The 21464-nt window shown below is 69.7% G+C and carries 15 protein-coding genes and 1 tRNA gene; 7 read left to right on the top strand and 9 right to left on the bottom strand.

The features are described 5' to 3' along the window. Positions 1-42: 42 nt before the first annotated feature. The gene (locus tag ACSMXX_RS20370; RefSeq protein ID WP_473180136.1) at positions 43-672 is read left to right on the top strand and encodes a DUF305 domain-containing protein; all 630 of its coding nucleotides are present in this window, start codon (positions 43-45) and stop codon (positions 670-672) included. Between the two features lie 103 nt (positions 673-775). Here ACSMXX_RS20370 and ACSMXX_RS20365 read toward each other — a convergent pair whose 3' ends face one another. Then, positions 776-1573 (bottom strand): SAM-dependent methyltransferase, encoded by a 798-nt coding sequence (locus ACSMXX_RS20365; protein ID WP_473180135.1) that lies wholly within the window; start codon positions 1571-1573, stop codon positions 776-778. Positions 1574-1796: 223 nt separating this feature from the next. Between ACSMXX_RS20365 and ACSMXX_RS20360 the strand changes: the two genes are divergently transcribed. After that, positions 1797-3314 carry an MFS transporter gene (locus ACSMXX_RS20360; protein WP_473180134.1) on the top strand — a complete coding sequence of 506 codons (1518 nt, stop codon included), beginning with the start codon at positions 1797-1799 and terminating at the stop codon, positions 3312-3314. Between the two features lie 313 nt (positions 3315-3627). Here ACSMXX_RS20360 and ACSMXX_RS20355 read toward each other — a convergent pair whose 3' ends face one another. Then, the gene (locus ACSMXX_RS20355; RefSeq protein WP_473184878.1) at positions 3628-4530 is read right to left on the bottom strand and encodes a DMT family transporter; all 903 of its coding nucleotides are present in this window, start codon (positions 4528-4530) and stop codon (positions 3628-3630) included. Between the two features lie 267 nt (positions 4531-4797). On the opposite strand from ACSMXX_RS20355, the gene ACSMXX_RS20350 reads away from it, so the two are divergent. Both ACSMXX_RS20350 and ACSMXX_RS20345 read left to right on the top strand, forming a co-directional pair. Continuing rightward, positions 4798-5124, top strand: coding sequence for a hypothetical protein (locus ACSMXX_RS20350; RefSeq protein WP_473180133.1), 327 nt, complete (start codon positions 4798-4800; stop codon positions 5122-5124). Positions 5125-5492: 368 nt separating this feature from the next. Further along, positions 5493-7922, top strand: a complete 2430-nt coding sequence (locus tag ACSMXX_RS20345) for a SpoIIE family protein phosphatase (RefSeq protein ID WP_473180132.1) — start codon at positions 5493-5495, stop codon at positions 7920-7922. Positions 7923-7984: 62 nt separating this feature from the next. Here ACSMXX_RS20345 and ACSMXX_RS20340 read toward each other — a convergent pair. Next, positions 7985-8070: transfer RNA gene (locus ACSMXX_RS20340), tRNA-Leu, on the bottom strand. Between the two features lie 451 nt (positions 8071-8521). On the opposite strand from ACSMXX_RS20340, the gene ACSMXX_RS20335 reads away from it, so the two are divergent. Together ACSMXX_RS20335 and ACSMXX_RS20330 are read left to right on the top strand one after the other, a co-directional pair. Then, positions 8522-9313, top strand: a complete 792-nt coding sequence (locus tag ACSMXX_RS20335; protein WP_473180131.1) for an ABC transporter ATP-binding protein — start codon at positions 8522-8524, stop codon at positions 9311-9313. Between the two features lie 115 nt (positions 9314-9428). Next, the gene (locus tag ACSMXX_RS20330; RefSeq protein ID WP_473180130.1) at positions 9429-11990 is read left to right on the top strand and encodes an ABC transporter permease; all 2562 of its coding nucleotides are present in this window, start codon (positions 9429-9431) and stop codon (positions 11988-11990) included. A gap of 153 nt (positions 11991-12143) precedes the next feature. Here the strand turns inward: ACSMXX_RS20330 and ACSMXX_RS20325 are convergent, their stop codons facing one another. The 4 genes from ACSMXX_RS20325 to ACSMXX_RS20310 all read right to left on the bottom strand — a co-directional run bounded on the left by ACSMXX_RS20325 (position 12144) and on the right by ACSMXX_RS20310 (position 16726). Then, positions 12144-13340 (bottom strand): Gfo/Idh/MocA family protein, encoded by a 1197-nt coding sequence (locus ACSMXX_RS20325; RefSeq protein WP_473180129.1) that lies wholly within the window; start codon positions 13338-13340, stop codon positions 12144-12146. A gap of 101 nt (positions 13341-13441) precedes the next feature. Further along, on the bottom strand, positions 13442-14797 hold the full coding sequence (locus ACSMXX_RS20320) for an ABC transporter substrate-binding protein (protein WP_473184877.1): 1356 nt from the start codon (positions 14795-14797) through the stop codon (positions 13442-13444). A gap of 44 nt (positions 14798-14841) precedes the next feature. Further along, a complete protein-coding gene (locus tag ACSMXX_RS20315; protein ID WP_473184876.1) occupies positions 14842-15789 on the bottom strand; it encodes a carbohydrate ABC transporter permease in 948 nt (315 codons plus the stop codon). A gap of 28 nt (positions 15790-15817) precedes the next feature. Beyond that, positions 15818-16726 (bottom strand): carbohydrate ABC transporter permease, encoded by a 909-nt coding sequence (locus tag ACSMXX_RS20310; RefSeq protein ID WP_473184875.1) that lies wholly within the window; start codon positions 16724-16726, stop codon positions 15818-15820. 294 nt (positions 16727-17020) lie between these two features. Between ACSMXX_RS20310 and ACSMXX_RS20305 the strand changes: the two genes are divergently transcribed. Continuing rightward, complete coding sequence (locus ACSMXX_RS20305; protein WP_473180128.1) at positions 17021-18127, top strand: ROK family protein; 1107 nt, start codon at positions 17021-17023, stop codon at positions 18125-18127. Between the two features lie 95 nt (positions 18128-18222). On the opposite strand, the gene ACSMXX_RS20300 is transcribed toward ACSMXX_RS20305, so the two are convergent. Both ACSMXX_RS20300 and ACSMXX_RS20295 read right to left on the bottom strand, forming a co-directional pair. Beyond that, entirely contained in the window at positions 18223-19563 is a 1341-nt protein-coding gene (locus ACSMXX_RS20300; protein ID WP_473180127.1) for a class I SAM-dependent methyltransferase, read from the bottom strand. 237 nt (positions 19564-19800) lie between these two features. Next, positions 19801-21225 carry an NAD(P)/FAD-dependent oxidoreductase gene (locus tag ACSMXX_RS20295; RefSeq protein ID WP_473180126.1) on the bottom strand — a complete coding sequence of 475 codons (1425 nt, stop codon included), beginning with the start codon at positions 21223-21225 and terminating at the stop codon, positions 19801-19803. Positions 21226-21464 lie beyond the last annotated feature (239 nt).

Raw genomic sequence — 21464 nt, 5'->3', positions numbered from 1 at the left:
CCAGAAGGCAGCAACTCATCGACACGCAGGAGCAGTACGAACATGACCAAACACCGTTTCGCACCGAATTCATCCGTCGGCCGGGGGCTGTTCGCCACCGCGTCGGCCGCCGTCGCGGCACTGGTGCTCGCCGCCTGCGGCGGCAGCGGCGGCCACGACAAGGCCCAGGGCGAGGGGCACGACAGCGGGAAGAAGCCCGCGAAGAGCGCCGGCGCCGCCGACGTCTCATTCGCGAAGGGCATGATCCCGCACCACCAGCAGGCCCTCGAGATGTCCCGACTGGCCTCGTCCCGCGCCGAGTCGGCGCAGGTGAAGTCCCTCGCCGAGCGGATCGGCAAGGCCCAGAAGCCCGAGATCGACAAGCTGTCCGGCTGGCTGAAGTCGTGGGGCGAGAAGGTCCCGGCCGCAGACCAGGGGCACTCGGGCCACTCCGGGCACTCCATGGCCGGAATGATGACTCCCGAGGACATGGCGAAGCTGAAGAAGATGTCCGGGGAGAAGTTCGACCGCGAATTCCTGAAGATGATGACGGCACATCACGAGGGCGCCGTCGACATGGCCCGTACGGAGGAGTCCGACGGCTCGTACAAGCCGGCGAAGGAGATGGCCGGCGAGATCCGGCGCTCACAGACCGGTGAGATCAAGGAGATGCGCGGGCTGCTGAAGGAGTAGCCGCCCCCGGCGCACCGGCGCACCGGCGGTCTCACCGCCCGGTGCGCCGGCGCCGGCCGTCCCGCGGCCGCAGGGGGTCGGCTGACGCCAGGGACGGTGGGTGTCAGGGCTTTCGCGCGACCCCCGCATGGATCAGCGCCCGGTGGTCGGGGATCTGCGGCCCCTGCCCGTCGGGACGCCAGCGCGTCACGGGCACCAGGCCCGGCTCCACGAGCTCCAGCCCGTCGAAGAAGGCGAGGACCGCCTCGTGCGAACGGGCCTGTCCGTCGCTGACGTTGGACCGGTAGAAGTCCGCGGCCTGCTCGGCTTTGTCGGGTTCGGCGGTGTCCGAGGTGCCGTGGGAGAGCACGAGATGACTGCCGGAGGGCAGCGGCTCCATCAGATCCCGCACGATCCCGTACGCGGTCTCGTCGTCGGCGACGAAGTGCAGCAGGGCGACGAGCGACAGCGCGACGGGACGGCCCAGGTCTAGCGTCCCGCGCACCTCAGACGAGGCGAGCAGTGCCGCGGGCTCGGTGACGTCGGCGTGCAGATACGCGGTACGGCCCTCGGGCGCGGAGCTCAGCAGCGCCTGCGCGTACTGCAGGACGATCGGGTCGTTGTCCGCGTAGACCACACGGGATTCCGGGACCTCCGCCTGGGCGACCTGATGGAGGTTCGGCTCCGTGGGAATGCCGGTTCCGACGTCGAGGAACTGCCGGATGCCGGCCTCCCGCGCCAGATGACGCGTCGCCCGGTGCATGAACGCGCGGTTGGCGGCGACCAGTTCGCGCACGCCGGGCCACATCTGCTCGAAGCGTTCGCCGGCCGCGGCATCGACCTCGTAGTTGTTCTTGCCGCCGAGCCAGTAGTCGTAGACGCGTGCCGAGTGCGGCTTGCCGGTGTCGGTCTCGGGATTCACGGCGGTCTCCTCACGGGCCGGGGCGCGGCCCCGTCCGCGCGGGGACCGGTGTCGTCGCTCTCCGGCAGGTTCTGGCCGGAGTTTATGCCTGCGGCGGCACCGGGAAACGACTGATTCCGGACTCCGGCACTCTTCCCGTCCTGCCGGGTACACGTCGGCGTGACCCGGCAGGACCCGCCGCGACCGGCGTGCGGAGACGGGAGCGAGGAGCGGAGGAGGGTCAGTGCCCGGAGCGAGACCGTCCGCGGACCCGGAGCCCGGCTCCCGCTCGCGCCACTGGAAGGCGCTGGCCGTCTGTCTCGTCGCGGGGTTCATGACACTGCTGGACGTCTCGATCGTCAACGTGGCCCTCCCGTCCATTCGCGAGGGCCTGCACACCACCGAGTCCGAACTGCAGTGGGTGATCTCGGGCTACGCCCTCTCCTTCGGCCTCTTCCTCGTCCCCGCGGGACGGCTGGGCGACGCCCGTGGCCGCCGTCGCCTCTTCATGGCCGGTCTGGCGCTGTTCACCCTCGCCTCCGCCGGGTGCGGAGCCGCCCGTACGAGTACATGGCTCGTGGCCGCCCGGCTGGTGCAGGGCCTGGGCGGCGGGATGATCGCGCCGCAGATCTCCGCGCTGATCCAGCAGATGTTCTCCGGACGGGAACGGAGCAGGGCGTTCGGCATGTTCGGCACGGTCGTCGGCTTCTCCACCGCCGTGGGGCCCCTGCTGGGCGGTGTGATCATCCAGGCCGCCGGGGCGGCCGACGGCTGGCGCTGGGTCTTCTACGTCAATCTCCCGACCGGCGTGATCTGCCTGCTCCTCGCCCGCCGGCTGCTCCCGGACACCCCGAGCGCCGGTACGCGGAAGTGGACGCAGAGCCTCGACCCGGTCGGCGTCGCGCTACTGGGCGCCGCGGTGCTGGCGGTGCTGCTGCCCTTCGTCCAGGCCCAGCAGTGGCCCGGAGACGGCAAGTGGCTGCTGCTGGCCGTGGCGGCGCTGCTGCTTTGGGGCTTCGTACGGTGGGAGTCACGGTGCCCCCGGCGGGGGACGGAGCCGGTCGTGTCGCTCTCGCTGTTCCGCATCCGCTCGTACTGGACGGGTTGCCTGCTGATCCTCTTCCAGTTCGCGGGCTTCACATCGATCTTCTTCATCACCACGCTCTTTCTGCAGAGCGGGCTGCGCTACAGCGCGTTGCAGGCGGGGCTCGTCATCACGCCCTTCGCGCTGGGGTCGGGGGCCGCCTCGCAAGTGGGCGGACGGTACGTGGACCGGTACGGGCGCAGCCTCGTGGCCTGGGGGCTCGCGCTGACGGCCGGCGGGCTGGCCGGGACCGCGCTCACGGCACACCAGGCCGAGGGGCCCGGCGCGGGCTGGTATCTGACGGTGCCGCTGCTGCTCGCCGGGGTGGGCACCGGGCTCGTCATCGCCCCGAACCAGGCGCTGACCCTGTCCCGGGTGCCGGTCGCGCGGGGCGGGAGCGCGGCCGGCGTACTGCAGACCGGGCAGCGCATCGGCGCGGCGGTCGGCATCGCGGGCGTCGGTTCGCTCTTCTTCACCCGGCTCAACGCGAGTAACGGCGCCCCGGGTCCGGGCGACTGGCGCGCGGCGTACCAGCACGGGCTGATGCTCTCCGTCGCCTTCGTCCTGATCGCGCTGGCGGCGGCACTCGCCGACGTATGGACGGACCGCCGCGCGGCCACGGCGGCGAGCACCGCGCGGCGACGCGGTCCGCCCGCGCCGCCGCGCCGCCCGCACTGACGCGGACCGGCGTCGTCGGCGCCGGTCATGCCTCGCAACGGCTTCGAGGTCTCGTGCCGCAGGCCTGGGGCGGGGGCCGCGCGAGCGGAGATGGCCGTCTCGTCCGCATAGCGGGCCGCGGCGAGGGCACGTCACGGCGATCGCGCCCACGGGGAACTCCGTGTACTCGTCAGGTGCGGGCGGACCACGGTCCGGGTCCGCATGACGAGCCCGCATGACGAGCCCGGTTCCGGCGGCCCGTCCGGCACTGTCCGATAGAGCCCGGCACAGTCCGCCACAGCCCGGTGCGATGAGCGTGCGGCGCCCCGCGCCGCTACCGCGGGCTGCCGCTGTCGTCGAGAGCAGGTTCCTCGCCCGAGGGGCCCGCCGTGCCGGTCGGCATCGCGGGGTGCCGTCCCAGGAGGAAGACGCCGCCGACCGCGGCACCGAGCCCGAGGATCTCCCCGAGGACCGCCAGTGGAGTCACCCGTACCGTGTCGCCGAGGAACCCGATCCCGCACACGATCGCCGAGAGCGGCTCCGCGGCCGTGAGTGAGGGCAGGGACTGCCGCAGCGGCCCGGCCTCGAAGGCGCTCTGCACCAGCACCAGTCCCACGACGGCCGAGGAGACGATGACGTACGGCTGCCAGCTCGTGACCAGTCCGACCAGGCCGGACTCGCTGAACACGATGCTGGCCTCGCGGGTCAGGGCGTCCTGGAGTCCGTAGAGCACCCCTGCCGCGCCGGCCAGCAGCGGTGGTTCCTCCACCAGACGCAGACGGCGGGCGATCACGACCATCACCATGGCCACCGCCACCACCGACCCCAGCACGAACCACCGCCGGAACGCGCCGATCTGGACGTCGTCGGTGCCCTGCGGGGATCCCGCAGCGACGAACACGGCCACGCCTCCGCTGAGGAGCACCACGCCCGCCCAGCCGGTCCTCCCCAGCCGCTGCCCGCTGATCCGCCGTGCCAGCGCCATCGCGAACAGCAGATTGGTGGCCAGCAACGGCGCGACCCGCGAGACGTCCCCCTGGGACAGCGCCAGTGCGCTCAGCAGCTGGCCGATCACCATGAAGCCGATACCCAGCAGCCACCGCGGCACCTTCATCAGGTCGAGCAGCAGCCGGAACGAGAGGATGTCGGCGAGCGGGGCGCGCGCTGCGGCCTCCTGCTGCAGTACGTACCCGAGGCCCAGAAAACAGGCCCCGACCAGGCCGTACACATAGACCATGATCGGCATGCCACTCCACGGCGCTTGCGCGGGCCCCGCGGTGCTTGCCGAGGGCCGTCCGGATCCGGTGGATCTGTCTGATACGAGTCAGCATCTCCCATATACGGGGATCCCGGAGGCCGGGAGAGGCGGACGGGACTTCGTATGTACGGACGGACAGCGGCCGTGCGGGTGCCGCTTGGCCGGAATGGCCGCATGGGGGAACGTCGTCGGCCTCGCTTCGGCAACACCCGCACTACGCGCGTGCGCGCTGAATAGCGTTGGGCCATGAGCCTGATGACCGAGGGAGAGGCGCCGGGGCCGGTGCGGTTCTACCTGGCCTGTGACGACATCGGCTGCCCCGCTCGTGCCGTGTTCGACCTTGTGATCCATGAGTCTCCCCCGCCGATCGAGGAAGACCTCTTCGGGCACATCCTGCACAGCAGCGCCCGTGCGGCTCCGTACATCGAGGAGCAGGGCTGGACGTTCACACAGGGAATCGGCTATTGGTGCCCGACCTGCTCCAAGCCGCGGTCCGAGCGCCCCACCCCGCCCAAGCCCGGGCGCCGCCACATCGCACGACGTCAGCGGCGGGACCCGCGAGGCCCGCAGTAGGACGACGGCAGCAGCCGGCCGCCGCACCGGGCGCCCACGCACCGGTGAAACGGGTCCGAGCACATGCGCGCCGGTGCGCCCCCGCAGCCACCGCGTGCGCCCGCGAAATCCGGCCTTTCCCGCTCGCACGGACCGCGCCGCCGGAGCCACGGCCTCCGCTGCTGCCGCTGCCGCCGCGAGGCCGCGGGGCCACCCCCGGGCCGGGCGCCGCGAGGCCCCCCGGGGCGCCGCCCCTCCCGGCTCATCCCTGCGGCCCTGTGTCCCGATGTTCCGCTTTCATCACGGAGGCACCCCTCTGCCCGCTGCGGTTGTATCTGCTCCCGTATGGATCGACCCTGTAAGAAACGTATCCGGGCTGGATTGGTGCCATGAATGCGTGGAGCGAGGCCGAGACCATCGACTTGCGTGGGCCACTCGACGTCACGAGTGCGGCCACGGTGCTGCTCGACAGCGAGAACGTGGTCATCGGGTGGAGCGAAGCCGCCGAAGACCTCTTCGGCTATGAACCGCGCGAGATTCTGGGCCGGCCGCTCGAAACGCTGATAGTGGGTCGTACGGCCCAGGAACAGCCGTTCATCGAGCTCCTCGACCGGTCCGTCAGCCCGGCATGCCGCAGCGAGGCCTCCATCGCCCGGCACCGGGACGGCCACCGCATGGAGGTGGCGACGACGATCTGCTCCCTCGCCGGCCGGAACGGTTCCCCTCAGATCATGGTCGCGGCCCCGCTGGAACCGCTGCGTTCCTGGGAGGCACATCAGGCCATGCTGCGCGGCCTCGCCACGCAGTCCCCGATCGGCCTTGGCATCTACGACACCGATCTGCGCCTGACCTGGATAAACGCCAAGTACCAGAGCGAAATAGACCGTAAGTTCAGCGACTACGCCGGCAAGCGCGTGAACGAGCTCTACGACGGCGGCGAGGTGATCTCGGAGGGCCACCCTCCGCGGCTCGAAGACGTCATGCGGTCCGTGATCGACACGGGCAAGCCCGTGTTCGGGCTGCTCTACGAGGCCCGGCCGCCCGTCGACCCAGGGCACGACCACGTCTGGTCGTGCGCCTACTACCGGCTCGTGGACGCCGACGGCCACGTGATCGGCGTCTGCGAGGACGCCCTCGACATCACCGAGCGCTACCGCGCACAGCAGCGGCTCGCGCTGACCGTGCGCGCGGGCGTACGCATCGGCACCACCCTCGACATGATCACCACCTGCAGGGAGATCGCCGAAGTGGCCATCCCCGCCTTCGCAGACAGCGTCGCGGTGGACCTGGTCGAGGGTGTGCTGGAGGGCGAGGAGCCCCGTCCGCACGGTGACTCCCCGTCCCTCGTCAGGGTGGTGGAACGCTTCGGCACCCCGTACGCGAACGCCGAGAGCGAGGACGCACCCTCCGCGGGCCCTTACCCGGTCGAGTACGAGACCGGCTCGCCGCAGACGACCTCGCTCGCGTCCCGCAAGGCGGTCACCGTCGACCTCGGGCGCCGGGACGAGACGGGCGAGGAGGAGACCGGAGCCCACTCCACGCTCGCGGTGCCGCTCCGCGCGAGGGGCACCACGATGGGCCTGGTCACCTTCCTGCGCAGCGACAATCCCGCCCCGTTCGAGAATGAGGAACTCGCCCTCGCCAACGAGTTGGCGACCCGCACCGCGCTGTCCATCGACAACGCCCGCCGCTACACGCGCGAGCGCGCGTCCGCGCTGACGCTGCAGCGCAACCTGCTGCCCCGGGGACTGCCGGAACAGTCCGCCGTCGACGTGGCGCACCGCTATCTGCCGTCCGACATCGGGCTGGGCGTCGGCGGCGACTGGTTCGACGTGATCGCCCTCTCCGGGACCCGCGTGGGCATGGTCGTCGGCGACGTGGTGGGCCACGGCGTGAACGCCGCCGCCACCATGGGACGTCTGCGCACCACCGTCAGGGCGCTGGCCCGGCTGGATCTCGCCCCGGACGAGCTGCTCTCCCGCCTCGACGACCTCGTGCTGCAGGGCGCCGAGGACCAGGAGGCAGGGGCCGTCCCGGGTACCGACGAAGGGCTGGGCGTGGCGTGCCTCTACGCCGTGTACGACCCCGTCTCACGCAAGTGCACCGCCGCCCGCGCGGGCCATCCGCCCGCCGCCAGCGTCGACCCCGAGGGCAACTTCAAGCTGCTCGACATCCCGGCAGGGCCTCCGCTGGGCGTGGGCGGTCTGCCGTTCGAGTCGATGGAGATCGAGCTGCCCGAGGGCAGTCTCCTCGCGCTCTTCACCGGGGGTCTCGTCCAGGACCGGGACCGCGACATCGACACCGGGGTCGCGAAGCTCAAGGGTGTGCTCACCGACCGCGAAGGCACGCTGGAGGAGCTGTGCGACCGGGCCCTGAGCGAGCTTCAGCCCGACGGCCCGGCCACCGACGACGCCGCCCTGCTCCTGGCCCGTACGCACGAACTGGGCGCGGACCAGGTCATCGGCTGGGAGCTGGACGCCGAACCCAGCTCGGTCTCCCGGGCCCGGACCCTGGTCCTCGACCAGCTCGCCGAATGGGACCTGGAAGAGCTGGCGTTCACCACCGAACTCGTCGTCAGCGAGCTGGTCACCAACGCCGTACGGCACGCGGTCGGGCCCGTCTATCTGCGCCTGATCCGGGACCGCAGCCTGCACTGCGAGGTCTCCGACAAGGGCCACACGTCACCGAATCTCCGGCACAGCGCGACCGACGACGAGGGTGGCCGTGGCCTGTTCATCGTGGCGCAGATGGTGCAGCGCTGGGGCACCCGCTACACGACGACGGGCAAGACGATCTGGACGGAACAGGCGCTGCCCTGAACGGACTTGACGGCTTGACGGGCCCTGCGCCGGAAGCCGCCGTGACGGTTCTGGCGCATGGGTGGTGCCCGGAGCCGGACTTGAACCGGCACGGCCCTCAGGGCCAACGAGGTTTAAGCTCGTCGTGTCTACATTCCACCATCCGGGCACCGGCTCCAGGTCCGCCGCCGGTTACTCAGCGCACGGGTTCCTATACCCCAGGGTGCAGGTAGAGCCTATCCAGCGTCAGGCCCCCAACTGCGGGGCGTCGGCCCGATGTTGTCTTATTTTATGGGCAACTGACGCGGCGTCAGCACCGCGTCTCCCACTTCGCAGCGTCGCTCCGATCACGTCACTGGCACGGGAAATGACGGAAAGTCGCCGTCCGGACACTGGAATTCGTCTTCCGCCGGCGGACGGCCACCGGGCCCCCGCCGCCACCGTCCCGGCCTCAGGGACGCAGTCCTACCCAGGGATGAGCGCGCGGTCCGGCAGTACCTCGGAAGGCTGGCCCCGATACGGGCACGGAGGGTGATCCGTGGGGGCGCACGGACGGACAGCATGGTGTGGTCCCGAGAATCCGGGAGATCCGTACACCGTCCCGACAGGAGCGCACTTCCGTGACCACCACCTACACCTCCCGCGTACCGGATGCCGCACCAGCACCAGCCGGCGTCGCCGCGGCACGCGCCACGGACCTCTCCAAGGTCTACGGGCAGGGCGAGACCAAGGTGGTCGCCCTGGACCGCGTCTCCGTCGAATTCCGCAGGGCCGAATTCACCGCGATCATGGGGCCGTCGGGCTCCGGCAAGTCGACGCTGATGCACTGCATGGCCGGCCTCGACTCGGTCTCCAGCGGCAGCGCGCTGATCGGTGACACCGAACTGACCAACCTCAAGGACAAGAAGCTGACGAAGCTCCGCCGTGACCGGATCGGCTTCATCTTCCAGGCGTACAACCTGCTGCCGACGCTCAACGCCCTGGAGAACATCACGCTTCCGCTCGACATCGCGGGCCGCAAGGCCGACCAGGCGTGGCTCGACCGCGTCATCGAGACCGTGGGGCTCTCCGGGAGGCTCAAGCACCGCCCGAGCCAGCTCTCCGGCGGTCAGCAGCAGCGCGTCGCGGTGGCACGTGCGCTCGCCAGCAGGCCGGAGATCATCTTCGGTGACGAGCCGACCGGCAACCTCGACTCCCGCGCCGGTGCGGAGGTGCTGGGCTTCCTGCGCAACTCCGTACGGGAGTTGGGCCAGACCATCGTCATGGTCACCCACGACCCGGTGGCGGCCTCCTACGCGGACCGCGTCGTCTTTCTGGCCGACGGACGCATCGTCGACGACATGCTCGGTCCGACCGCCGAGTCCGTGCTCGAACGCATGAAGAACCTCGACGCCAGGGTGCGTACGAGCTAGGGCGGACACGCCCTAGTGCCCCTCCCGGCAAGACCGCGCCCGCGGCGTCCGACCGTCGCCGCGAGCCGCAACCGTCCGAGCAGGAACCAGACTTCACCACTCCCAGGACTCACCCATGCTCCGTACCGCCTTGCGCAACGTCTTCGCGCACAAGGCCCGGCTGCTGATGACCGTGCTCGCCGTGCTGCTCGGCGTCGCATTCGTCTCCGGCACCCTGGTCTTCACCTCGACCATCTCCGCCGCGTACCAGAAGAGTTCGGAGAAGGGCTACAGCAACGTCGATCTCGCCGTCGAGGCGCCCACGGGCCCTCCCGGCGCACCCGGCACCCCCGGCAGCAAGCCGGGTGACGAGAAAGGGCTGACTCAGGCCACTCTCGACAAGGCCCGCGGACTGCCCGGCACGGAGAGCGCCAGCGGCTCCGTCACCGGCTTCACCGCGCTCGCCGACAAGAAGGGGAAGCTCGTCGGGGAGGGCTGGCAGACCACGGGCGGCAACTACGACGCGGGCCGTGGCGGCCGGAGCGAGGACGCCCGTTACCCGATGAAGCAGGGCCGGGCGCCGCAGACCTCCGACGAGGTCGCCATCGACGCCGCGACCGCGAAGCGCGTCGGTTTCGAGGTCGGCGACACCGCCCGCATGTCCGTCGACGGCCCGGTGCTGGAACAGCGGATCGCCGGCATCTTCAGCACCGACGACGGCAACGTGGCCGCGGGCGGCACCCTCGTCCTCTTCGACACGCCCACCGCCCAGCGGCTCTTCGCCCAGCCGGGACAGTACGACCAGATCACGCTGAAGGCCGCCGACGGCACCTCGCAGAGCGAGCTGAAGTCCCAGGCGAAGGAGATCCTCCCGGCGGGCGCCGAGGCGGTCACCGGAAAGAAGCTCGCGGCCGACCAGTCAGAGATGATCAAGAAGAGCATGAGCGGGATGCAGACGGCGATGCTCGTCTTCGCCGGCATCTCCCTGTTCGTCGGCATCTTCATCATCGCCAACACCTTCACCATGCTCGTCGCCCAGCGCACCAAGGAGCTGGCGCTGCTGCGCGCGGTCGGTGCGGGACGCCGCCAGGTGACGCGCTCGGTGCTGATCGAGGCGCTGGTCGTGGGTGCGGTCGCCGCGGTCGCCGGACTGGGGGCGGGCGTCGGAATCGGTGCCGCGCTGCGTTCACTCATGGGCAGGTTCGGGGCGACCGTGCCGGACGGGCCGCTCGTCGTCGACGGCACCGCCGTGGCCGCCTCCCTCACCACGGGCATCGTGGTGACCGTCCTGGCCGCCTGGCTGCCGGCGCGCAAGGCAGCGAAGATCCCGCCAGTGGCGGCGATGAGCAGCGTGCACGCGGCGGCGACGACTCGTTCGCTGGTCGTCCGCAACGTCATCGGCGCGCTGCTGGCCGGCGCGGGCACGGCGCTGGTGCTGTACGGGGCGGGGATGGACGACCGCGACTCGGCCAAGATCCCGCTCTCGGCCGGTGCTGCCACGCTCCTCATCGGCGTGTTCGTCCTGACGCCGCTGCTGTCGCGGCCGCTGATCGCCGCGGCCGCTCCGCTGATGCGGATCTTCGGGGTCTCGGGCAAGCTGGCGCGTCAGAACTCCGTACGCAATCCGCGCCGTACCGCCGCGACCGCGTCCGCGCTGATGATCGGCCTCACGCTCATCACCGGCATGACGGTGATCGCCGGCAGCGTGCAGCAGGCCATCGAGAAGATGGCCACCGAGTCGCTGAAGGCGGACTACACCGTCAGCATGGCCAACCAGACGCCGCTCTCGGCCGACGTCGAGCGGAAGCTCGCCCGCAACGACCAGGTCGAAGCGGTCAGTCCGCTGCGCAACTCCTCCGCGGAGGTGGGCGGTTCCTCCGCCTTCCTGACCGGTGTCAAGGGCGAGTCGATCAGCGACCTCACCGACCTGCCCTTCGTCTCCGGCGGCTGGGACGGGCTCTCCGGCAACAAGGCGGTGGTGGACAAGGACACCGCCAAGGCCGAGGGCTGGAAGACCGGTTCGACGTTCCCCGTCACCTTCGAGGACGGGAAGAAGACCCGGATGACCGTCTCAGGTGTCTACGAGGGCAACGAGATGATCCAGGGCATCATGGTCGACACCGGCACGCTCGACCCGCACACGCGGCAGATCTCCAGCATGCAGGTGATGGTGAAGACGAAGGACGGCGCGAGCGATTCGGCCAAGGCGTCCCTGGAGAAGGCCCTGGGCGACAACCCGGCCGTGCTCGTACAGGACGAGAAGGACGTCTCGGAGTCCATCGCCAAGGTCTTCACGCTGATGCTCAACATGCTCTACGGGCTGCTCGCGATGGCCGTGATCGTGGCGGTGCTCGGAGTGGTCAACACCCTGGCCATGTCCGTCTTCGAACGCTCGCAGGAGATCGGGATGCTGCGTGCGATCGGCCTCGACAGGCGGGGCATCAAGCGGATGGTGCGGCTGGAGTCGCTGGTCATCTCGCTCTTCGGCGGGGTGCTCGGGATCGGTCTGGGGGTGTTCTTCGGCTGGGCCGCGGGCAAGGTCGTCGGGCTGTCGCTGTCGACGTACTCGCTGGTGCTGCCGTGGGAGCGGATGGGGATCTTCCTCGGGCTGGCGGCGCTCGTGGGGATGCTCGCCGCGCTCTGGCCGGCGCGGCGGGCCGCCAGGCTGAACATGCTCACCGCGATCAAGACGGAGTAGCGCGGCACTCTCAGTGCGCATGCCGCAGCCCGGCCCTCATCGGAGGGCCGGGCCGCGGTGCTCCGCGGGGTGCGGTGCTCCGCGGGGTGCGGTGTTCCGCGGGGTGGGTGTGCGGCCGGATGCCGGACCAGACAGGGCAGCCGTACGCACCGGTCAGCCGGGGGCGTCTCCGAAGTCGGGGACGGCCAGCCGCTCCCCGCCACGCAGTGCCGACTCGTGCGCGACGATTCCGGGCAGCGTGTAGCGGGCGGAGACCCAGGCGTTGACGGTGGGCATCCTGCCCTCGTTCACGGCGGTGACGAAGTCGTCGGCGAGGAAGTGGTGGCTGCCCTCGTGGCCGTTGGGCGCGTGCGCGAACTCGCCCGGCAGCCGCGCGCGGTCGTGCACGGGCGCCGTGCCGGAGATGAACGCGTCACGCAGCGCGGGCGCGACCTCGGCGAGCGACGGGTCGTCGGCGGAGAGGGTCGGCACGGCCTGCAGATGCTCCGATACGTCCCGCACACCACTCTTGTCCTGCCAGAAGCTGACGGTTGCCAGCTGCTCGAAGCTCCCCTCGGTGCCGAAGAACCGGAAGCGGGACTCCCGGATGTGGGACGGGTAGCCGACACGGCGGAATTCGTTCGTACGGAACGAACCGCCTCCCGCGACCTCGAAGAGCGCCGTCGCATTGGAGAGGTCGTTGCCGAACTGGCTGATCTCCCGGTCGAACACGCCGTCGCCCCGCTCGTCGCGGACGCCGAGGGCGCTGACGCTCGTCGCGTACGTCTGCCAGGCGCCCAGCACTCCGCCGATGCTGTGGGTCGGGTAGAGCAGCGGCGGATAACTCGCGGTCTCCTTCCAGCGCTCGCCGCCGCTGTAGCGGTAGGCGTCGTAGAAACCGAGGTCCATGTCGTGCACGTAGTCGCCCTCGGCATAGAAGAGGCGGCCGAAGCCTCCCTCGGCGATCTTCTCGCGGGCGTAGACGGTGGCCGGGTTGTAGTGGCTGGTCTCGCCCATCATGTAGGTCAGGCCCGTCTCCTTGACGGCCTCGATGACGGCCGCCGTCTCCTCCTGCGAGACGGCCATCGGCACCGCGGAGTAGACGTGCTTGCCGGCGCGCAAGGCCTGTACGGCGAGCGGCCCGTGGGTCCAGCGCTGGGTGAAGAGGGCCACGGCGTCGACATCCGATTCGAGCATGTCCTCGAATGAGGCCACGGTGCCCGTAAGCCCTTCGGCGGCGACGAGCCGCTCCGCCCGCTCCGGGAGCAGGTCCGTGACATGTATTGCGCCGACACCGGGGTGCAGCCGGAAGAGCCTTGCGAACGATCCGGCGAACTGTCCGGCGCCGACGATTCCGATGGAGAAGGGCACGAGCGAAAGCCTTTCCTGTGCGTGCCGTCGTTGGTGGGTACTCAGTTGTCCTGCTGGCTCGATTGTCCCGCTGGGCTGCTGGCTCAATTGGTCCTGCTGGCTCAATTGCCCTGCTGAAAGAGGAAGTTGACCTGCCTGTTCGTCTCCGTGAGAGAGCCGGCCGGTGAATCACCCGCGTAGATCTCCTGCATGGCGGGGGTCATGATCGCGCTTATGTCGGCCGCGTGGTCGGTCACCGGGAAGGAGAAGGTGGTCCCTTCCTCGATGTGGCGGGTGAAGGGCGTGACGTCCAGCCCGTTCTCGCGGTGGGTGGCGACAGCCTTCTTCGTGCCCTCCGGGGTCGCGGGGAATACGGCCGCGTCCTCGCCCACGATGTTCTGGCACTCGTCGGAGGCGAGGAAGGCGACCCATTTCGCCGCGCCTTTCTTGTTCTTCGCATCCTTCGGTATGGAGTCGGCGAGACCTCCCATCATCGAGGCGCGCTTGCCCGTCGGGCCCCTGGGCGTAGGGGCTATGCCCAGGTCGACGCCCTTGAGTCCGGCGAACGTCTGCAGCTTCCAGGAGCCCTCCATGGCGAGTGCCGCCTTGCCCGAACCGAGCTGTACCTCCGGGTAGTTGGTGTCGGAGTAGTCCTCCAGCGGAGCCATGTAGCCCTTCTCGGCGAGGCCGAAGTACCAGTCGATGGTCTCCTGGAAGCGCTTCTGGTCGTAGTTGTAGTGCTCGCCCCACGGGTTCTTGTCCGTGTAGCTCCAGCCGTTCGAGGCGGCGAAGGAACTCCACTGCGTCTGGCCGCTGTTGTCGCCGCCGGCGTCGCCCGTGGCCAGGCCATAGCGCACGACGTTGTCTTTGTCGAAGCCGGGCTCGTCGCCGCGCTTTCCCTTGGCGTCGACCGTGAGACGGGCGAGGGTCTTCTCGAAGCTGCCGCCGTCCTCCGGGTTCCAGGCCAGGTCGCGCAGTTCGGCGTCGCTGACGCCCGCCGCCTTGGTGATCTTCTTGTTGTAGAAGACGCCGACGGTGTCCCAGTCCTTCGGGGCGCCGTAGCGGTGGCCGTCCCGCCCCATCCAGGGCTTGGCGAGGCCCGGTTCGTAGTCCGACGCCTTGATGCCGCGGGTCGGGCCGAGTTCGTCCAGCGGGCTGAGCACGCCGATCTTCTCGTACTGGGGGAACTTGGCGACGTGGTTGGTGAAGGCGTCCGGCTGGGTGCCTGCAATGAAGCTGGAGGTGAGCTTCGTCCAGTAGTAGTCCCATCCGATCTGGGTGATCTTCACGCGCAGCCCGGGGTTCTTCTTGTGGAACGCCTTCGCACACGCCTCGTACGCGGGCTGCTGGGCCGAGTCCCACATCCAGTACGAGACGGTCCTCCTGTCGCCGCCGGAGCCGGCCTGCGGGGCGCAGCCCGTTGCGGGAACGATCAGGGCCAGGGCCGCGAAGGAGGCCGCACAGGCCTTGGCGGACATGCGGCGCCGGGTGCCGCGTGGTGCGGTGCTCATCCCACTCTCCTTCACTTGATGCCGCTGAAGCCGATGGAGTTGACGATGCGCTTCGCCAGCAGGGCGAACAGCACCACCATGGGCAGCGCGGCGACGAAGGTGGCCGCCATCAGCCCCGCCCAGTCGGTGCCCGCCTGCGGGGTCTGTGCCCGGAAGATGCTCAGCGCGACTGTGAGCACCCGCGAACTGCCGCTGTAGGAGACCATCAGCGGCCAGAAGTACTCGTTCCACGCGGTGATGTAGGTGAGGATGCTCAGCGTCGCAATGGGCGCCGTGGACATCGGCAGTATCAGCCGGAAGAAGACACGGATCCGCCCCGCCCCGTCGATGAGCGCGGCCTCCTCCACCTCGCGGGATATGCCGAGGAAGAACTGGCGCAGGAAGAAGACGGCGAACGGCATCGTCATGAACACCATCGGCATCGTGATGCCGAACAGGTTGTCCACCAGGCCGGTTTCCTTGATCAGTACGAAGTTCGGCAGCAGCGTGAAGACGGCGGGGATCATCAGGCCGCCCAGCATGAATCCGAACAGGGCGTCCCGCCCGCGCCAGCGCAGCCGCGCGAAGGCGTAGGCGGCCATCGCGGCGAAGAACACCTGGCAGAAGGTGACGAGCGTGGAGACCAGCACCGAATTGGCCAGGTAGCGCCAGAAGTCGAGCGAGCCGCCTGCACCTCCCTCCGCGAGTGCCTCCTCCGTGCTCTGCAGTCCGAAGACCCGCAGGAACCCGCCGAGGCTGAAGTCCACCGGAAGCGGTGAGGCCGGAGCCTGCGCGAGCGCGGTGTTGGTGGAGAGGGCCGTCCTCAGCATCCAGTAGAACGGGAAGAGGGTGATCAGGGTGATCACTGCCATCGCCGCCCAGGCGAGCACACGCCCCCACGACAGAGGCCGTCGCTCACGCTTCCCGCGGGCCGGCTCCTCGCGGGTCTCCGCCCCGCTGCCGGTCCTGGTGTGCGTCATCGTTGCCGTCACTGCAGACCTTCCCTTCTCAGCCGAGGTCCGACCGGCCGGCGCGCATGAGCCGGTACTGCACGACGGTTATGACGGTCAGTACGAGCATCAGGGCGACGGAGATGGCGGAGGCGTAGCCGAACTGCAGGCGGTCGAACGCGAGGTCGTAGACGTACAGCTGCAGCACGTTGGTGGCGTTGGCGGGCTTGCCGTCGGTGGTGACCGAGACCGTGTCGAACACCTGGAAGGAGCCGACGACCGTGATGATCAGGACCAGCGACAGGACCGGCCGCAGCAGCGGCACGGTGATGGACCGGAACATCCGCCACTCGCTCGCGCCGTCGACGCGGCCCGCCTCGTAGACCGTCGGCGGTATGGACTGCAGGCCGGCGAAGATCAGCAGCGCCGTGTAGCCCACGTGCCGCCACACGTTCACCAGCGCGATCGTCGGTATCGCCCACGAGGCGTCACCGAAGAAGGCGATCCTGTCGAAGCCGAGCCACCCGATGATCTCGTTGCCCACGCCGAGCTGTGTGTCGAGGATCCACAGCCACACGATTCCGGCGACGACGTTCGAGACCAGATACGGCGCGAGGACGATCCCCCGGAGGACGGTCGAGCGGGTGAGCCGGTGCATCAGCACGGCTATCAGCAGCGCGACGACCGTCTGCACCCCGATGTTGACCACGACGTACTGCAGCGTCGCGCCCAGCGAGTCCCAGAAGACCGGGTCATTGACGAGACGGCGGTAGTTGTCGAGCCCAACCCACTTCTCAGCGGTGAGCAGGTCGAAGCTGGTGAAGCTGAGATAGACGCCGCGCAGCGTCGGCCACACCAGGAAGAGCAGATATCCGAGCATCGCCGGGGCGATGAAGAGCAGGGCTGTACGGGTGTCGCCGGGAGCGCGGCTGCTCGACAGCGGGTGCGCAGTCGTCGGTTTGATCACGGCCACCGGCAGACCTCCTTGTCCGCTCGTCTCCAGGTGTGGCCACCTCGATGGATTTACTTCTATGTGGAAGTTAATGTGGGTGTCAAGGCGCCTCACATTGGAGATTCTGTGCCGGAATCGAGCATTCATAGTTCCGGGCGGAACTTACTAAGCGGCTCGCCTAAGCTGAGACCCCACGTCCAAGTACCGTCACGGAGGCTGCGATTGAACGGTTCGAAGGGTTCGCGCACTCCGGGCAGTCCGGGAGGCCCGGCCCCGATCTGGAGGCCTCTGACACCCGCGGAGCGCAGGGTGGCCATCGAGGTGCTCACGAACGGCCCGACGTCCCGCAGCGAGATCGCCCGGCGCCTCGGCATGTCGGGCGGCAGCCTGACGCGGCTCACGGGTCCGCTGATCGACTCGGGCCTGCTTCTCGAAGGGCTCACGCCGGTAGCCACGGCCGGGCAGGGGCGCCCCGGACGGCCCCTGGACATCGTCACCGACCCCTGGCACTTCGTCGGTCTGAAGATCACCGGAGACACCGTCTACGGAGTGGTCACCACGCTGAAGAGCACCGTAATCAGACGTGAGGACCGGAAGCTGGGGTCCACGGAGCCCGATGCCGTCGCCGAGGCAGCTCACTCGATCGTGCGAACGTTCGCCGAGGAGTTCCCCCACCTCGCGGGCATCGGCGTCGGTCTGGGCGGCGCCGTCCGGGACAGAGCCGTGGTCGTCGAATCGCCGTATCTGGGCTGGCAGGAAGTGTCCTTCGCGCCGCTCCTGCAGGAGCGCACCGGGCTGCCGGTGGTGGTGGAGAACGACTTCAGCGCCCTGGTCGAGGCCGAGACGTGGTTCGGCGCCGGGCGCGGCTTCGACCGCTTCGTGGTCCTCACCATCGGCGCCGGCATCGGATACGGGCTCGTCATCAACGGTGAGCCGGTCCGCCCCTCCGACGACCACCGCGGCACGGCGGAGCGCTGGATCCTCGACCCGAACGGCCCGCTGACCCCGCACGGCGAGCGCGGCAGCGCCACCGCGCTGCTCACAGTCCAGAGCATCGAGTATCAGGTCCGCGCCGCGACCGGCAGCTCGGTGCGTTACGAGGAGATCCTCGACCTCGCCCGGCGGCAGGATCCGGCCGCGTCCCGCGTCATCGGCGAGGCCGCCCGCGGGCTGGGCATCCTCATCGCGAACATCTACAACTTCGCCATGCCGCAGAAGATCCTTCTCGCCGGCGAGGGCGTAGGGCTGATGGACGTCGCAGGCAGCGCGGTCTTCGACGCCGTCGACGCCAACCGGAATCCGCACTCCGACCCCGTGAGCCTGGAGACGAAGGTCTCCGACTTCCACGACTGGGCGCGCGGCGCCGCCGTGCTCGCCATCCAGGTGCTCGTGCTCGGCGACGACGCCGGCGACTGACCAGGGGCGGGGCACCGCTCGAAGCACCCCGCCGCAGGCCAGTCACCGGCCGGCCGCCGGTCAGCGGCCCGATCAGCCGCCGGTCTGCCGTTCGCTCACGCCGCGCGCCACTCCCGGGTGCGCAGCGGCAGGCCGGACGCCCCGTCGGGAGGCGTACGGACCGCGAGGATCTGGTTGATGCCGATCCGGTTGTGCTCGAAGGCGAGCGCCGACGCGGCCATGTACAGCCGCCACACCCGCGCACGCCCGTACGAGCTGAGGCGCGCGGCCTCCCCGAAGGCGGCCTCCAGATTCGCCACCCAGGCACGCAGCGTCAGGGCGTAGTGCTCACGGAGCGATTCGAGGTCGCGCACCTCGAAACCTGCTTCCTCCAGCACCGCGACCGTCTGCCCGACCGGGGCGAGCTCGCCGTCGGGGAAGACGTAGGCGTCGATGAACTCGTCGACCTCGTAGGCCGACTCGTCCGTCAGGGGACGGCGCCCGATCTGGTGGTTGAGCAGCCGCCCGCCGGGACGCAGCAGCCCGTACAGATCGTCCGCGTAGAGCCGGTAGCGCTCCCTGCCGACGTGTTCCGCCATTCCGATCGAGGAGATCGCGTCGTACGGACCGTCACGCACCTCGCGGTAGTCCTGCACGCGGATCTCGACGCGGTCCGTCAGCCCTTCCTCCGCCACGCGCTTGCGGGCGTACGTCGCCTGCTCCTGCGAGAGCGTGATGCCGACGGCGCGCACCCCGTACTCGCGAGCCGCGTGCAGCACCAGTGAGCCCCATCCGCATCCGACGTCCAGCAGCCGGTCGCCGTCCCTGAGCGCCAGCTTCCGGCAGACGAGATCGAGCTTGGCGCGCTGGGCGTCCTCGAGGGTGGGGGTGGTGCCGGGGGCGGCGGGCTCCCAGTAGGCGCACGAATAGACCATGCTCGGGCCGAGGACCAGCCGGTAGAAGTCGTTGCCCACGTCGTAGTGGTGGCTGATGGCCTTGCGGTCACGGCCGCGCGTGTGCCGGACCCCGAAGCCCCTGCGCCGCTCCTCCGCAGGCGGCGACGGCGGCGGCAACGCACCGCCGAGCGCGAGCAGTTCACGGGCTGCGGCACGTACATCAGGGTCGCGGACGCGGGCGAGGGCGGCACGGACGCCACGAGCGGGAGGCCCCACCTCCCTCTCGTTCTTCTCCCACATCAGACCTGCGAGCCGTTCGAGAAGTCCGTACAGCTCACCGTCCCCGTCGGTGTCGAGTTCCCCCGCCACCCAGGCACGGGCCAGGCCCAGTTCGCCGGGCCGCCACAGGAAGCGGCGCAGCGCGCGGCGGTGGCGGACGCGGAGGACGGGAGCACCGGGCGGGCCTGCCTCGCTGCCGTCCCAGGCACGGATACGGACCGGGAGAGGCGCGCCGAGCACCCGTTCGGTGAGCGCGCTGAGTCGTGACGCGACATCGGTCATTGCACACACCTCCATACGGAAGGGGTGGAATCCCCGTACATGCAACACGATTGTCGTGCGGACTATGCCGCCTCACACACCCATTTGTTCCCGCGTCACCTCGCGGCAGTGCAGGCGGATGTGCGGGAACGACGAAGGGGGCGCCCGCCCCACGGATGGCGGACGCCCCCTTTCGTCGGGGCTCCCCGGTGTCTGTGCCGCGTCAAGCGTCACGCGGCACGGGTCACTGGAAGGCTGTCACGAGGCCCTGGCCTCTTCCCGGTCGCGGTTCGCGGCGGCCCGGCTCTCCTTGACCCGGGTCTTGCGCTCGGCCGCGGCCTCTTCCGTCGCACTGGCGGTCACCGGCGAGGCGGCCTCGTAGAACTCCTCGCGCGGGTGCTCCATCGCACCGAGGGAGACCACCTCCCGCTTGAGGAACATCGCGAGCGTCCAGTCGGCGAAGACGCGGATCTTACGGTTCCAGGTGGGCACCGCGAGACCGTGGTACGTGCGGTGCATGTACCAGGCGAGGCGGCCCTTGAGCTTGATCCTGGTCTTGCCGAAGACGATCATCGCGACGCCCTTGTGCAGCCCGAGACCGGCGACCGCGCCCTTGTTGGGGTGCTTGTACTCGCCCTGCGGGAAGCCGCGCAGACCGGAGATGATGTTGTCGCCGAGGGCCTTGGCCTGACGCAGCGCGTGCTGCGCGTTCGGCGGGCAGAACGCGCCCTCGCCGGCGGCCAGATCCGGCACCTGTGCGTTGTCCCCGGCGGCCCAGATGTGGTCGGTGCCGCGGACCTGCATGGTCGCGTCCACGTCCACATGTCCCTTGGGGCCCAGCGGCAGGCCGAAGCGGGCCAGCGCGGGGTTGGGCTTCACGCCGGCGGTCCACACGACGGTGCTGGAGTCGACCTCCAGGCCGTTGCTGAGCTCGACGTGCCCGCCGACGCAGGAGTCCATGGAGGTGTTCAGGTAGCACTCGATCCCGCGGCTCTTCAGGTGCTCCAGACCCCACTCGCCCAGCTTCGGGCCGACCTCCGGCAGGATGCGGGGCGCGGCGTCTACGAGGATGAAGCGCATGTCCTCGCGCCGGACGTTCGGGTAGTACTTGGCGGCGTCGCGGGCCATGTCCTCGACCTCGCCGACGGTCTCCGCGCCTGCGAAGCCGCCGCCCACGAAGACGAAGGTCAGCGCCCGGCGCCGTACGTCCTCGTCGCCCGTCGAGTCGGCCTTGTCGAGCTGCTCCAGCACGTGGTTGCGCAGGCCGATGGCCTCCTCCACGCCCTTCATGCCGATGCCGTTCTCAGCGAGACCGGGGATGGGGAAGGTGCGGGAGACGGCGCCCATGGCGATGACCAGGTAGTCGAAGGGCAGGTCGTAGGCCTCGCCGACCAGCGGCGCGATGGTGGCGACCTTGCTCTGCTGGTCGATGGTCGTCACACGGCCGGTGAGGACCTCCGCCTTGGGCAGCACACGCCGCAGCGGAACGACGACATGGCGCGGCGAGATGCTGCCGGCAGCGGCTTCGGGAAGGAAGGGCTGGTACGTCATGTACGAACGCGGGTCGACGACGGTGACGGTCGCCTCGCCGTAGCGCATCTTCTTCAGGATGCGCCGCGCCGCGTACAAACCGACGTACCCGCCGCCCACTACGAGGATTCGGGGACGCTCCGTGGTGCTCATGCCATCGAGTATCCACCCGCACCCGGGGCCGACCTCGTGAGGGGCTTCACAAGCATGGTCGCACCCCCTGCTACACTGCGCGGCCACGTACTGGAGCCGCTCGGGCTCCTCCTCCCCCGGCCGGAACCGCTGAGCGGTGATCCCCGCCGTGAGCTGCACTTATCGTCTGCTCCACGAGAACGGCGCCGAAGCCGCGCGCCGTCCTTCATATGGCTGGAATCCGGCGTTCACAGAAGCCC

The sequence above is a fragment of the Streptomyces sp. DSM 116795 genome, from assembly GCF_055792905.1.
Note: the sequence above shows the minus strand (reverse complement) of the source record. Positions and strands in the feature narration are given on the sequence as shown.